Consider the following 13,378-nt stretch of genomic DNA (forward strand, 5'->3'; position numbering starts at 1 on the left):
CGTTTTGGACATCACGCCGGATCGACAGGCTGAGGAAGAGGAACACGCCATGCCACGACGGCAAAAGGCGGGGTCCCTTAAACGCATGATGCGGCGCATCCTGCTGGTTCTCGCCGTCGCTCTCATCCTTCCCTACCTGCTCATCCCCGTCTATGCGCTGCCTTTTACCCGGCCGGTCTCTACACTGATGCTGTCGGAACTGTTTCTGCTGCGCGGCTATGACAGGCAATGGGTGGATATCGACGAGATTTCGCCCAATCTGGTGCGGGCCGTCATGATGTCGGAGGATGGGCAGTTCTGCTCCCATGGCGGTATCGACTGGAAGCAGATGCAGGGCGTCGTCGAGAGCGCCTTGGAGGGGGAAGCCACTCGCGGAGCCAGCACCATTCCGATGCAAGCGTCGAAGAACCTGTTTCTCTGGAACGGCCGCTTCTTCGTGCGCAAGCTGCTGGAGCTTCCCCTGGCAGTCGTCTCCGATACGCTGTGGACGAAGCGGCGGATGATGGAGATCTATCTCAACGTCGCCGAATGGGGCCCAGGCATCTACGGTGCCGAAGCTGCTGCGCAATATCATTTCAACACGAGTGCGTCGAAGCTCAGTCCCGGCCAGGCGTCGCTGCTCGCCGTGGCCCTGCCCAATCCCCATACGCGTGTGGTCAGCAAGCCCGGCCGCGGCATGCGGCGGCTGGCGAACCTGATAGACCGGCGGGCGCGCAATTCCGGCGCCTACATCAAATGCATCTATGGCTAGGATCTAAAGCTTTCATTGGTCGCGTCTCGCCGATGGCTGTAGCCTGCGCAAAAATCTGGAGGCTCTGATGACCCAACTCACGCTTTATATCGGTAACAAGAACTACTCGTCCTGGTCTTTCCGCCCATGGATCGCGCTGACCGCGGCCGGTATTTCCTTCGACGAAGTGCTGATCCCCTTCGATGATGCCGGTGGCAATCCGAAGTTCAGGGATATCTCGCCGACCGGCCGTGTGCCGGCGCTGCATCACGGCGATTTCCGCGTGTGGGAATCGCTTGCGATCATCGAGTATACCGCGGAGCTTTTTCCCGAGGCCCCGATCTGGCCGAAGGCTGCCGAGGATCGTGCGATCGCGCGCGCGGTCTCCATGGAAATGCTGTCGGGCTTCCGGGGCGTGCGCAACGCCTGCCCGATGAACATCCGCCGGCCGGTGCGCAGGCTCGAACTTGCCGCCGACGTGAAGGCCGGTGTGGAGGCTGATGTGGCGCGGATCTGCGAGATCTGGACCGGGCTTGTCGCACGGTCCGGCGGGCCATACCTGTTCGGCGAATTTTCGGCCGCGGACGCGATGTTCGCACCTGTCGTCAATCGCTTCGAGGCCTATGATCTGGTCAGCGATCCGGCGGTTCTCGGCTACATGGCTGCGATGAAGGTACATCCGGCCTGGAAGGCATGGGAGGCGGCGGCGCTTGCCGAGACCTGGATCGTGCCTGCCGACGAGGCATGAGCGAGCTGATTTCGCGCCGCGATAGTCGTGGCCGAACTGAATCTGCGTGGTTGCGAAAAAATGCGGACGGGGACTGGTCAAAGCCTTATACGGCATGTATAAGCCAGCCCAATTTCCGAGATTGAGACGTGATGGGTTTGGCCTCACATAGGCCGGATATTACGTTTTGCACGAAGTGGAGTAACACAAATGGCAGTACCGAAGAGAAAAGTTAGCCCGTCGAAGCGCGGTATGCGCCGTTCCGCCGACGCGCTGAAGACCCCGACCTACGTCGAAGACAAGAACTCGGGCGAGCTTCGCCGTCCGCACCACATCGACCTGAAGACCGGCATGTACCGCGGTCGCCAGGTTCTGACGCCGAAGGAAAGCGCATAAGCGCTTTGTCTGCGTCAAGCACTTTAAAGCCCGGTTTTCACCGGGCTTTTTTGTTGCGTGATTTTTGGTTTGGCGTGGTGCCGATCAGGCACCGAGACTGTCGAGCCGGCTCTGCAGGTTGCGCAGCTGCTCCTTGAGTTCGTCGATGTCCCGCGCTTCCGCCTTCTTCGTCGGTGCGCTTGCGGGCGGCGCTGCAGAAAAGGGCGCGAATACCTGCATGGCCTGGCGGAACATTTCCGTGTTGCGGCGCACCTGCTCCTCCATCATCTGCATCGGCGCCTGCAGGTTCTTGCTCAGCGGCGTCTCGCCGAAGGCGCGGGCCATCTGTTCGCGCATCTGGACCTGCTGCTCCGTGAAGGCGTGCATCGACTGTTCGAGAAAGGTCGGCACGACCATCTGCATCTGGTCGCCGTAGAAGGAAATCAGCTGGCGTAGAAAGGATACCGGAAGCAGCGTGTTGCCGGTCTTGGATTCCTGCTCGAAGATGATCTGGGTTAGAACGGAGTGGGTAATGTCCTCGCCGGTCTTGGCGTCCTGGACAGAAAATTGCTCGCCCTTCTTCACCATCTTGGCGAGATCCTCGAGCGTCACGTATGTGCTGGTGCCGGTGTTATACAGCCTCCGGTTGGCGTATTTCTTGATGATTGTCTCGCCTTCGGCTTTTGCCATGGCTCTGCCTCCCTAAAGCATTGCTCTTACGTTTTCTGGGCGAATGCCCACCTCTTCCCGTCATGAGAGTACGCTTAAAAGGTGTTGCGAGACAATGTTTTTGTGCGCCGCGATGGGAAACGTATTGCGCAGCAAATGATGCTGCAGATGCGTTCATTTGACACCATGTCGAAGCTTTGACAGTGTCCGGCCAAACAATAACCGGAGGAGCCCCATGCCCACATCCGCTACCAATCCCGCGATCGTCATCGTCTCTGCCGGCCGCACTGCCGTTGGCTCTTTCAACGGTGCCTTTGCCGGTGTTGCAGCGCATGAACTCGGTGCGGTTGCAATCCGTGGCGCGCTTGAGCGTGCCGGCGTGGACGGAGCGGAAGTCGATGAGGTGATCCTCGGCCAGGTGCTGCCGGCCGGTGAGGGACAGAACCCGGCGCGGCAGGCGGCGATGAAGGCCGGTGTGCCGAAGGAGGCGACGGGCTGGGGCGTCAACCAGCTCTGCGGCTCGGGCCTGCGTGCGGTTGCGCTCGGCATGCAGCAGATCGCGCTCGGCGACGCGCAGATCATCGTCGCCGGCGGGCAGGAATCGATGTCGATGGCGCCGCATTGCGCCCACCTGCGCGGCGGCGTGAAGATGGGCGACTTCAAGATGATCGACACGATGATCAAGGATGGCCTGACCGACGCCTTCTATGGCTACCATATGGGCGTCACGGCCGAAAACATCGCCCGCCAGTGGCAGCTTTCGCGTGACGAGCAGGACCGCTATGCGGTCGCCTCGCAGAACAAGGCGGAAGCGGCGCAGGCCGCCGGCCGTTTCCGCGACGAAATCCTGCCTTTCGTCATCCAGACCCGCAAGGGCGATGTGACCGTCGATCAAGACGAGTATATCCGCGCGGGCGCAACGATCGAGGCGATGGCGAAACTGAGGCCCGCCTTCGACAAGGACGGCACGGTGACCGCCGCCAATGCGTCCGGCCTCAATGACGGTGCGGCGGCCGTCGTGCTGATGACCGAGGCAGAGGCTGCGCGCCGAGGGCTGGAGCCACTGGCGCGCATCGTCTCCTGGGCAACGGCCGGCGTCGATCCGCAGGTCATGGGTACGGGCCCTATACCGGCATCGCGCAAGGCATTGGCAAAGGCCGGCTGGACCGTCGGCGATCTCGATCTCGTCGAGGCCAACGAGGCGTTTGCGGCGCAATCCTGTGCCGTCGTGCGTGACCTTGAGCTTGATCCCTCGATCGTCAACGTCAATGGCGGGGCGATCGCCATCGGCCATCCGATCGGCGCATCCGGCGCCCGCATTCTCAACACACTTCTGTTCGAGATGAAACGGCGCGGATCGGGCAAGGGTCTGGCGACCTTGTGTATCGGTGGCGGTATGGGTGTTGCCATGTGCCTTGAACGCCCGTAAGGCGCGTCTGCATTTATTAGATATAGGAGAAGTGATGGGGCGGGTTGCACTCGTTTCTGGCGGCACGCGCGGTATCGGCGCTGCCATTGCTGTAGCTCTGAAGGCAGCTGGGTATCGGGTTGCGGTCAGCTATCACGGCGATGATGCCTGTGCCGCCGAATTTCATCAGGCGAGCGGTATTGCGGTCTTCAAGTGGGATGTGTCCGATTACGAGGCTTGTGTCGCAGGCGTTGCCGAGGTTACGAACGCGCTCGGGCCGATCGAGGTGCTGGTCAATAATGCCGGCATTACGCGCGACAACATGTTTCACAAGATGACGCTGCAACAGTGGAACGATGTGATCGCCACCAATCTGAACGGGCTGTTCAACATGACCCATCAGGTCTGGCCCGGCATGCGCGAGCGCAATTTCGGGCGGATCGTCAACATTTCGTCGATCAATGCGCAGAAGGGCCAGCTCGGCCAGGTCAATTACGCGGCCTCGAAGGCGGGTGATCTCGGCTTCACCAAGGCGCTGGCGCTGGAGGGCGCTGCCCGCAACATTACCGTCAACGCGATCTGCCCCGGTTATACGGCCACCGACATGGTTCGGGCGATCCCACAGAACGTTCTGGACGAGAAGATCCTGCCGCAGATCCCGGTCGGCCGGCTGGGTACTCCGGACGAGATTGCCCGCTGTGTTCTTTTTCTTGCTTCCGACGACGCCGGCTTCATCACCGGCTCGACGCTTTCCGCCAATGGCGGCCAGTTCGTCGGCTGACAATTTCTCGATTTGGCGCTTTGGATCAAGAAAAAGGCCGGTATCGGGTGTCCGATACCGGCCTTTTTCGTTGAGGCTTTGCCGTGCGTTAGCGGCAACGTGCTTCGTAAGTGCGGCCGTAGCGATCGCGATAGACGCAGTAGCCGTTACGCTTCTGGGATTCGCCGATGGCTGCACCGATGAGACCGCCGCCGACTGCGCCGATGGCAGCGCCGCCCCAGCTGTTGGTCACGGCACCGCCGATGATCGCGCCGGAGCCGGCGCCGATTGCGGTGCCTTTCTCCGTCGAGGTGCAGGATGCGAGCGTGCCGACAAGCGCGGCGATCAACATGATCTTCTTCATGGGTGGTTCCTTCCCTTGTGAGTTGATTGATCAGATCCGGCCCATCAGGAGCAGGATGATGATGATGAGAACGACGAGCCCGAGACCTCCCGATGGGCCATATCCCCAATTCCGGCTATGCCCCCAGCTCGGCAGGGCGCCGATCAAGAGGAGGATGAGCACGATCAACAAAATCGTTCCGAGCATGGGTCTATCTCCGTGTTCCTGAAGCCAGGATGAATTTGCGGTGAGAACGTCAGCGTGAAACTTTTGTTCCATCGGCACGAAGGCACCTGCCGTCACTGCTTGTTGCACCTGGTAACGGGGCGTTTTTTCCAGAGCGGAAATTTCGCAAGGCTGCCGTTGACTCCCGTTCGAGAACGAGTCCTTGGGGCTAATCCATTCGCGATCGCAGCCGATTGCCGCTTCGATCAAGATGCGGTGGATTTTCTATCTTTCAGGTCTAGATATTGTGAGAACGTAAAGTGAATCGCGAGAATCATCGATTCGTTTCAGATTCGTTCGCGTTTGTTCCAGGACTGGCCCTGGCGATGGATTTTCAGCGGGTCCGGCGGCTTTTCCGCTTGCGTTTGCGCGCTCGCGTCGCCATGTGTTGCGGGACTTCGGCGGCCAGATGCCGGCGAGGTTTACTAGACGCGGAACTTCGCTTTGAATTCTCAGCCCATGATTTTCAGCGGGCGTGGCGTGACTGCCGTGCTCGGGCCAACCAATACCGGTAAGACCCATTATGCGATCGAGCGCATGGTGGCGCACGGCTCCGGCGTGATCGGCTTGCCGCTTCGGCTGCTCGCACGCGAAGTCTATACTCGGCTGGTCGAAAAGGTCGGTCACCACAATGTCGCGCTGATCACCGGTGAGGAGAAGATCACGCCGCATATGGCCCGTTACTCCGTCTGCACCGTGGAAGCGATGCCGCGTGAGACGAAGGCCTCGTTCGTGGCGATCGACGAAGTGCAGCTCGCCGGCGATCTGGAGCGCGGCCATATCTTTACCGACCGCATCCTGAACCTCCGCGGCCGTGAGGAGACGTTGCTGCTCGGCGCCGGTACGATGCGGCCGATCCTGGAAAGCCTTTTGCCGGGTATTACCGTCATCGAGCGCCCAAGGCTTTCGCAGCTTTTTTACGCGGGACAGAAGAAGATCACCCGACTGCCGCGTCGCAGCGCCATCGTCGCCTTTTCGGCCGAGGAGGTCTATGCGATCGCGGAACTGATCCGCCGCCAGCGCGGCGGTGCGGCCGTGGTGCTCGGCGCACTCAGCCCGCGCACCCGCAATGCGCAGGTCGGGCTCTATCAGGAAGGTGATGTCGAATATCTGGTCGCCACCGATGCGATCGGCATGGGGCTCAATCTCGATGTCGATCACGTCGCGTTCGCGCAGGATCGCAAATTCGACGGGTTCCAGTTCCGCAATCTCAATCCGGCCGAAATGGCGCAGATTGCCGGCCGCGCCGGTCGACACCTGCGCGACGGTACATTCGGCGTCACGGGCCAGGTGGCGCCGTTCGACGAGGAGCTTGTCGAGCGGATCGAAGGTCACCGGTTCGATAACGTCAAAGTCCTTCAGTGGCGTTCCAAGAGCCTGAATTTTGCTTCGCTGCAGGATCTGCGTCGAAGCCTTGAGGTGGCGCCGACGGTTCATGGGCTGACCCGCGCGCTTCCCGCAACCGACAGCCAGGCGCTCGAATACCTCTCCCGCTACCCCGAGGTGCGCGATCTGGTGACGACGTCGGAGCGGGTCGAAAAGCTGTGGGACGCCTGTGCGCTGCCGGACTACAGAAGAATTGCGCCGGCGCAGCATGCGGACCTTATTTCGACGCTTTTCTTCGATCTTGTACGCCGCGGCACGGTGAACGAAGATTTCATGGCGGAACAGGTTCGCCGGGCCGACCGCACCGATGGCGAAATCGACACCCTGTCTGCGCGAATCTCGCAGATCCGCACCTGGACCTTTGTCTCCAACCGCCCCGGTTGGCTTGCCGATCCGACACACTGGCAAGAAAAGACACGGGAAATCGAGGATAGGTTGTCGGACGCGCTACATGAAAGGTTGACGAAACGCTTTGTTGATCGCAGGACATCTGTGCTCATGAGGCGCCTAAGAGAGAATGCGATGCTGGAAGCAGAAATCAGTGTGAATGGCGATGTGTTTGTCGAAGGACATCACGTCGGACAGTTGGCGGGGTTCCGCTTTACCCCGGTTGCCGGGACCGAAGGACCGGATGCCAAGGCTGTCCAGGCCGCATCACAAAAGGCACTTGCGCTGGAGTTCGAAGCGCGCGCCGCGCGTCTTTATGCGTCCGGCAATAACGACCTCGCCGTCGGCTCCGACGGTTTCGTCCGTTGGCTCGGCGATCCGGTTGCGCGCCTTACCGCAAGCGAACATGTCATGCGTCCGCGTGTCCTTCTGCTTTCGGACGAGCAGCTGACGGGAAATGCCCGCGAGCACGTCGTTGCCCGCATCGAGCGTTTCGTGAATCATCATATTGCAACGGTCTTGAAGCCGCTTGACGATCTGTCGCGTGCAGAGGATCTGCAGGGTCTGGCCAAGGGCCTGGCGTTTCAGCTCGTCGAAAATCTCGGCGTCATGTTCCGCCGTGACGTTGCCGACGACGTCAAGTCGCTCGATCAGGATGCTCGCGCCTCGATGCGTCGCTACGGTATCCGTTTCGGCGCCTATCACGTCTTCATGCCGGCGCTTCTGAAGCCGGCCCCGGCCGAGCTGATCACGCTCCTCTGGGCGCTCAAGAATGATGGCCTCGACAAGCCGGGCTATGGCGATCTCATCCCGGCGCTGGCTGCTGGCCGTACCTCGGTCGTCGCCGATCCGGCATTCGAACGGATGTTCTACAAGCTTGCCGGCTTCCGTTTCCTTGGTAAGCGCGCGGTCCGCGTCGACATTCTCGAACGTCTGGCCGACCTTATTCGTCCGCTGCTGCAGTGGAAGCCGGGTAGCCCGCGGCCGGAAGGCGCCTATGATGGCCGTCGGTTCATCACGACGACTGCGATGCTGTCGATCCTCGGTGCAACACCGGACGACATGGAAGAAATTCTCAAGGGTCTTGGTTACCGTGCCGACAGCGTGAGCGCAGAAGAGGCGCAGGCCTATCTGGGTACGCAGGACGGCACTGCTGCCGCTCCGGCTGCAGAGGTTGGTGCAGGTGAAGCGCCTGTCGAGACCGCTGCCGAAGAGGTGACGGAGGTTGCATCCGCCGATACGCCAACGGAAGCCGCCACCGAGATCGCGCCGACAGAAACGAGCGAAGTAGAAACGCCGGCGGCGGTTGAAGATGCTGTTCCTGCCGAAGCCGTTGCACCTGCCGAAGCGGAAGAGCCGAAGCCGGTTCTTCTGTGGCGTCCGGGCGGCGGTCGCGACAACAACCAGCGTGGCGGACGTCCGCAGGGTGATCGTCGTGGCAATCAGGGCGGCGATCGAGGCCAGCGCAATGCCGGCGGTGACGATGCAGCCCAAGGTCAGGCTCGCCGTGACGGTGGCCGCCGCGACAACCGCAATGGTGGCGATCGCGACCAGGAACGTCAGGGCCGCGGCAATAACGACCGGCGGGGCGACAAGCGTCCGCAGGGCGACCGCCCGCGTGGCGAGCGCAACGAGGGCGGCCCGCGCCCCGATCGCAACAACAAGGGTTCGCAGCCGGCGCGGTTTGAATCCAAGCCGCCGCGCAAGGAAAAGCCGCTGGATCCGGATTCGCCTTTCGCCAAGCTCGCTGCCCTCAAGGAGCAGATGAAGAAGTAAGCCGATGACGGAGAAGCCATCTGGAGATCTGCGACAGCGCATCGACAAATGGCTTTTCTTTACCCGCATGGCGAAGTCCCGCTCGCTAGCGCAGGGCCTGTTGAATTCAGGCCATGTGAAGGTGAACGGGGCTTCGATCCGTCAGCCGAGCTTCCAGGTGAAGGTTGGCGACAGGGTCGAGCTTTCGCTCGAACGCCGCACCGTCATTCTCGTGGTCAAATCCGCTGGCGAGAGACGCGGCCCCTATGAAGAAGCCAGACAGCTTTACGACGACCTCAGCCCGCCGGTGGAAAAGCGGGAGCGACTGACGCTGTTCGAGCAGGCGCAGCGCGAAAAGGGCAGCGGTCGCCCGACCAAGAAGGAACGTCGCGAAACCGACCGCCTCATGCCTGATGTGGGGACGAGCGACGACGATTGGCGAGGCAATTAGAAAAATGCGTCTCCTACGCTCGCTTTTTCGAAAAGCTTTATTCTTGCTAAGGCCGCGCAAAGGCTTTACGTCACGTTCGAAAATGCCGGATAGCCCGCCTCTGGTTCCAGCGGTTGCGTTGCTTGTGTCCGGCCTTCCGGCCCGACCCTCCCAATCGGTGCCTGATCAACGCGTTATGTGGAGTGCTTCATGACGTATGTCGTGACCGATAATTGTATTCGCTGCAAATATACCGACTGCGTCGAAGTCTGCCCGGTCGATTGCTTCTATGAGGGCGAGAATTTTCTCGTCATTCATCCCGACGAATGCATTGATTGCGGCGTCTGCGAGCCGGAATGTCCTGCCGAGGCGATCAAGCCCGACACCGAGCCGGGTCTCGACAAATGGCTGAAGCTGAATTCCGAGTTCGCCCAGATCTGGCCGAATATCACGGTCAAGAAGGACGCCATGGACGGCGCCAAGGATGTCGACGGCGAAGAGGGCAAGTACGAGAAGTATTTCTCGGCAGAACCCGGTTCGGGCGACTGATCGTCGAGACAAGAAGAGGGCGCCGGTCACGCTGTCGCAGGTGCCCCTCTACCGTTGCTTGTTTGATGGGCAGTTCGTAAGAATGTTGCCCAACGGACTCTCTGAAGCAAATTATTGATTTCCGCACTTTTTTGTGGTAGACATTAAGAACTGTTCCACAAGGCGGCACTCACGTGCCCAAAAAACATCACGAAAGCAGCAGCTCACTCTCAGCTCTCCGAGACATAACTTTGTTTGATGTTATCGGTCGCGGCTTTGCGATGGGGTCTGTTTTTTGTGTGCGTTTGGGCGGACCAGTATGGAGTGACCCGACGGTTTCCCCCGTCTCATCCGGGCCTGACAGACCCGGCTTTCCCCGACCCAGATGATGGGTGAGTAGAAGGGAGTTTTTGAAACGAATGACGACTCAGCAGCAGAAGAAGAATTCCCCGGCACGCCAGGGCTTCAAGACCGGCGAAGCGATCGTGTATCCGGCGCATGGCGTTGGTACGATTACCGCGATCGAAGAGCAAGAAGTTGCCGGCATGAAGCTCGAGCTTTTTGTTATCGACTTTGAAAAGGACAAGATGCGTCTGAAAGTTCCGGTCACCAAGGCCGTTACGATCGGTATGCGCAAGCTGTCCGAAACCGATTTCGTCGATCGCGCGCTCAAGGTCGTTCAGGGCAAGGCTCGCGTCAAGCGTACGATGTGGTCGCGTCGCGCCCAGGAATACGATGCCAAGATCAACTCCGGTGATCTGATCGCCATCGCGGAAGTGGTTCGCGATCTCTATCGCGCCGAGAACCAGCCTGAACAGTCGTATTCCGAACGTCAGCTTTATGAAGCTGCTCTTGATCGCATGGCGCGCGAAATCGCCGCCGTCAACAAGATGTCGGATACGGAAGCCGTTCGTCTGATCGAGGTCAACCTTGCAAAGGGTCCGAAGCGCGGCAAGTCCGTCGAAGAAGATGAAGCGCAAGAAGATGAAGCTGCCTGATTTCACTTGAAATCATCACGTTTAAAAACCCGGCCTCGAGCCGGGTTTTTTATTGGAACCTTTTCCAAGCTGCCGCGTTATCCCGCCGGAACGGCGAACTGATTGCTGCGTAAACGCTGCTCTTTGTTCCCGTCTGAACCGCTGGCGAGCGACCCTGTCGAAGGGCCGTCTTGCCATAGAACTGGGGGCGAAGGCAGCAATCCGAACATCGCTTAAGCGGCCGCCAGGCTGCGTGTTTGACCGGATCATTCGCTGTTTATCGTCGGATCAAAACCGTTGACGGAGAAGACGATGACAGCCATGTCCGCAGACCGAACCATGATCAAGATCGCGATGTCGGCCCCCTATCTTGCCCGCGAGGAGGAGAGAGATCTCGCCATCCGCTGGAAAGATCGACAGGATCAGAATGCCCGCAACCAGATAGCACTCGCCCACATGCGGCTCGTCATTGCCATGGCGTCCAAGTTCCGAGGCTTCGGACTGCCGATGAGCGACCTCGTACAGGAAGGTTATGTAGGGCTGCTGGAAGCCGCGGCAAGGTTCGAGCCAGCGCGCGACGTGCGTTTTTCGACCTATGCGAGTTGGTGGATCCGCGCCTCGATGCAGGACTACATCCTGCGCAACTGGTCGATCGTGCGCGGCGGCACGAGTTCTGCCCAGAAGGCGCTGTTCTTCAACCTGCGCCGCCTGCGAGCCAAGCTTGCCCGCGGTGACAGCAACCTGACGGCCCGTGCCATCCATGAAGAGATCGCGGTTGCGCTTGGCGTCAGCGTGAACGACGTGCAGACGATGGACGCGCGGCTCTCGGCCAATGATGCGTCCTTGCAGGCGCCGACGATTGCCGGCGACAATGACAGCGGCGAGCGCCTCGACATGCTGGAAAGCGCCGAGCCGCTGCCTGACGAGCAGGTTTCGGGAATGATTGACGGAGAGCGCAGGCTGAAATGGCTGCAGGGTGCGCTGACCAAGCTCAACGACCGCGAGAAGAAGATCATTCGCGCCCGCAGGCTGACGGATGACGGCGCCACGCTTGAAGCGCTCGGAACGGAACTTGGAATCTCCAAGGAGCGCGTTCGCCAGATCGAAAGCCGCGCGATTGAAAAGCTCAAGTCCGCGCTTGTTTCCGCCAATCCGCAGATGGCGGCCGCCGCCTGCTGACAGCCCGGAATTGCAGCGGGGCGAGATCTCGCCCTGCTATTCTGAAATGATCTTGACCCTCTGGCCGGGCGACACCGTCGCGCCGGCAGGCATCGCGTTTATCAGCTTGAAAAGATCGACCTTGCGGTCTGTCCCCATCATCCGGCCGGACAGTGATGCCAGCGTATCGCTGGGGCCGACCGTGACGACGCGGATACGCAGCGGTTTCAGGGCCGCAATCTCCTGCGGGGTCATGCGGCGGAAGGTGTTGCGAAGCGTGTCGGCGGTCGATTGCAGCAGGTTGCTGCCCTTCGGCACGGCGGTGAGGAAGCGGAAGATCTGCTCGTTGACGCGCACCACGGTAACGTCGAAATCCCAGCGTTCGGCCGAGGCGCGGGCTGTGGCGGCCGGAAGGCCGTTGACCGTCGTTTCGCGCACCGTTTCCGGCTGCAGGCCTGCTACCCAGCCACTCGTCAGGTAATTGGTCAGGCTGTTGTTGTCGCCGGCGGCAACCCCGTCGAAACGGATTGCCGCTTCGCCCGGACCAGTGGCAAGCACCGCTTCCACCTTGTTGTCGATCCTGAAATCCGTCGGCACATCGAAGCGGATGCCGAGATTGCCGTGCAGGAAAGTCTGGCCGCGAACGTAGCCCTCCTGCGGGCTGTCGCCGTAGAGAAGCCCGTCGATGCCGGCGAGGTAGTAATCGCGGCCGCGATCGCCGACGGTGCCCTCCTGGCCGAAGGCGCGGGCATGGCGCCGGGCGAGGTCGACGCGCTGAGACGAATTCGGGTGGCTCGACAGGAAGTCGAGGCTCTGGTCGTTATCCGGGTCGACGGCGGAGTAGCGGGCATAGGCCGCCATGGAGTCGAGGAAACGTGCTGCCGCATAGGGATCATAGCCGGCTTCACCGAGCATGCGCACGCCGATGACATCGGCCTGCAATTCCTGCTGGCGCGAGAAGGCAGCGAGGCGCAGCTTGCCGCGGGCGAGTGCCTGCTTGCCGGCGAGGTCGCTGGACAGCACTTCGGCAACGACACGGCTGGCGATGACTTCCGCCTCTTCCCGGCGCTGCCGTTCGATGCCGTGGTTGGCGGTGACGTGACCCATTTCATGCGACAGGACGGCTGCCACTTCCGATGCGTCATTGGCAAGCGCCAGAAGGCCACGGGTTACATAGAGATAACCGCCGGGAAGCGCGAAGGCGTTGATGGCCGGGGAATTCAGGATGGTGATGCGGAATGACTGGGTCGGGTTTTCCGAGACCGCCGTCAGAGCACCGGTAATGCGGGCGACAAGCCTTTCGGTTTTTGCATCGCGATACTCGCCGCCGTAGCTTGCGACGATGCGCGGATGCTCGCGCGCGCCCATGGCCGCACGCGGATCGTTCTTCTGTACCTGGTCGACGGTCTGCGGGTTTTCGGATGGCGATACGTTCGGCGTATAGGCCTGATCGAAAATGGACTGGCAGCCATAGAGCATCGATGTCGCGAGACACAGCACGGCCGTGTGGCGGAGTATAC

General features: G+C 60.8%; 14 protein-coding genes. 10 read left to right on the forward strand and 4 right to left on the reverse strand.

Translation table 11 applies throughout. From position 1 onward, the window contains the following. The first annotated feature begins 4 nt into the window (after nt 1-4). The 3 genes from mtgA (at nt 5) to rpmF (ending at nt 1,853) form a co-directional block, all read left to right on the forward strand. Nucleotides 5-751 (forward strand): monofunctional biosynthetic peptidoglycan transglycosylase, encoded by a 747-nt coding sequence (mtgA, locus tag AC0JZ4_RS06755; RefSeq protein ID WP_471885635.1) that lies wholly within the window; start codon nt 5-7, stop codon nt 749-751. Nucleotides 752-818: 67 nt separating this feature from the next. Next, on the forward strand, nt 819-1,478 hold the full coding sequence (locus AC0JZ4_RS06760) for a glutathione S-transferase family protein (protein WP_471885636.1): 660 nt from the start codon (nt 819-821) through the stop codon (nt 1,476-1,478). A gap of 189 nt (nt 1,479-1,667) precedes the next feature. Then, nucleotides 1,668-1,853, forward strand: a complete 186-nt coding sequence (gene rpmF / locus AC0JZ4_RS06765; RefSeq protein ID WP_092999643.1) for a 50S ribosomal protein L32 — start codon at nt 1,668-1,670, stop codon at nt 1,851-1,853. Nucleotides 1,854-1,937: 84 nt separating this feature from the next. On the opposite strand, the gene phaR is transcribed toward rpmF, so the two are convergent. Next, the gene (phaR, locus tag AC0JZ4_RS06770; protein ID WP_471885637.1) at nt 1,938-2,522 is read right to left on the reverse strand and encodes a polyhydroxyalkanoate synthesis repressor PhaR; all 585 of its coding nucleotides are present in this window, start codon (nt 2,520-2,522) and stop codon (nt 1,938-1,940) included. Between the two features lie 214 nt (nt 2,523-2,736). Here phaR and AC0JZ4_RS06775 point away from each other — a divergent pair, with 214 nt between their 5' ends. Continuing rightward, the gene (locus AC0JZ4_RS06775; RefSeq protein ID WP_471885638.1) at nt 2,737-3,930 is read left to right on the forward strand and encodes an acetyl-CoA C-acetyltransferase; all 1,194 of its coding nucleotides are present in this window, start codon (nt 2,737-2,739) and stop codon (nt 3,928-3,930) included. A 34-nt stretch (nt 3,931-3,964) separates the two neighbouring features. Then, nucleotides 3,965-4,690 (forward strand): acetoacetyl-CoA reductase, encoded by a 726-nt coding sequence (gene phbB / locus AC0JZ4_RS06780; RefSeq protein WP_471885639.1) that lies wholly within the window; start codon nt 3,965-3,967, stop codon nt 4,688-4,690. An 88-nt stretch (nt 4,691-4,778) separates the two neighbouring features. Here phbB and AC0JZ4_RS06785 read toward each other — a convergent pair whose 3' ends face one another. Together AC0JZ4_RS06785 and AC0JZ4_RS06790 are read right to left on the reverse strand one after the other, a co-directional pair. Beyond that, nucleotides 4,779-5,033, reverse strand: a complete 255-nt coding sequence (locus AC0JZ4_RS06785) for a YMGG-like glycine zipper-containing protein (RefSeq protein WP_471885640.1) — start codon at nt 5,031-5,033, stop codon at nt 4,779-4,781. 30 nt (nt 5,034-5,063) lie between these two features. Then, nucleotides 5,064-5,219, reverse strand: a complete 156-nt coding sequence (locus AC0JZ4_RS06790) for a DUF3309 family protein (protein ID WP_471887820.1) — start codon at nt 5,217-5,219, stop codon at nt 5,064-5,066. A gap of 477 nt (nt 5,220-5,696) precedes the next feature. On the opposite strand from AC0JZ4_RS06790, the gene AC0JZ4_RS06795 reads away from it, so the two are divergent. The 5 genes from AC0JZ4_RS06795 (at nt 5,697) to AC0JZ4_RS06815 (ending at nt 11,879) form a co-directional block, all read left to right on the forward strand. After that, complete coding sequence (locus tag AC0JZ4_RS06795) at nt 5,697-8,786, forward strand: helicase-related protein (RefSeq protein WP_471887821.1); 3,090 nt, start codon at nt 5,697-5,699, stop codon at nt 8,784-8,786. 4 nt (nt 8,787-8,790) lie between these two features. After that, nucleotides 8,791-9,216, forward strand: coding sequence for an RNA-binding S4 domain-containing protein (locus AC0JZ4_RS06800; protein WP_471885641.1), 426 nt, complete (start codon nt 8,791-8,793; stop codon nt 9,214-9,216). A gap of 189 nt (nt 9,217-9,405) precedes the next feature. Further along, a complete protein-coding gene (gene fdxA / locus AC0JZ4_RS06805; protein WP_471885642.1) occupies nt 9,406-9,744 on the forward strand; it encodes a ferredoxin FdxA in 339 nt (112 codons plus the stop codon). Between the two features lie 398 nt (nt 9,745-10,142). Then, nucleotides 10,143-10,721, forward strand: coding sequence for a CarD family transcriptional regulator (locus tag AC0JZ4_RS06810; protein ID WP_471885643.1), 579 nt, complete (start codon nt 10,143-10,145; stop codon nt 10,719-10,721). A gap of 291 nt (nt 10,722-11,012) precedes the next feature. Next, nucleotides 11,013-11,879, forward strand: coding sequence for an RNA polymerase factor sigma-32 (locus AC0JZ4_RS06815; RefSeq protein WP_471885644.1), 867 nt, complete (start codon nt 11,013-11,015; stop codon nt 11,877-11,879). A 36-nt stretch (nt 11,880-11,915) separates the two neighbouring features. On the opposite strand, the gene AC0JZ4_RS06820 is transcribed toward AC0JZ4_RS06815, so the two are convergent. After that, on the reverse strand, nt 11,916-13,337 hold the full coding sequence (locus AC0JZ4_RS06820) for a M48 family metalloprotease (protein ID WP_471887822.1): 1,422 nt from the start codon (nt 13,335-13,337) through the stop codon (nt 11,916-11,918). Between the last annotated feature and the right edge of the window lie 41 nt (nt 13,338-13,378).

Source organism: [Rhizobium] kunmingense, from assembly GCF_977018605.1.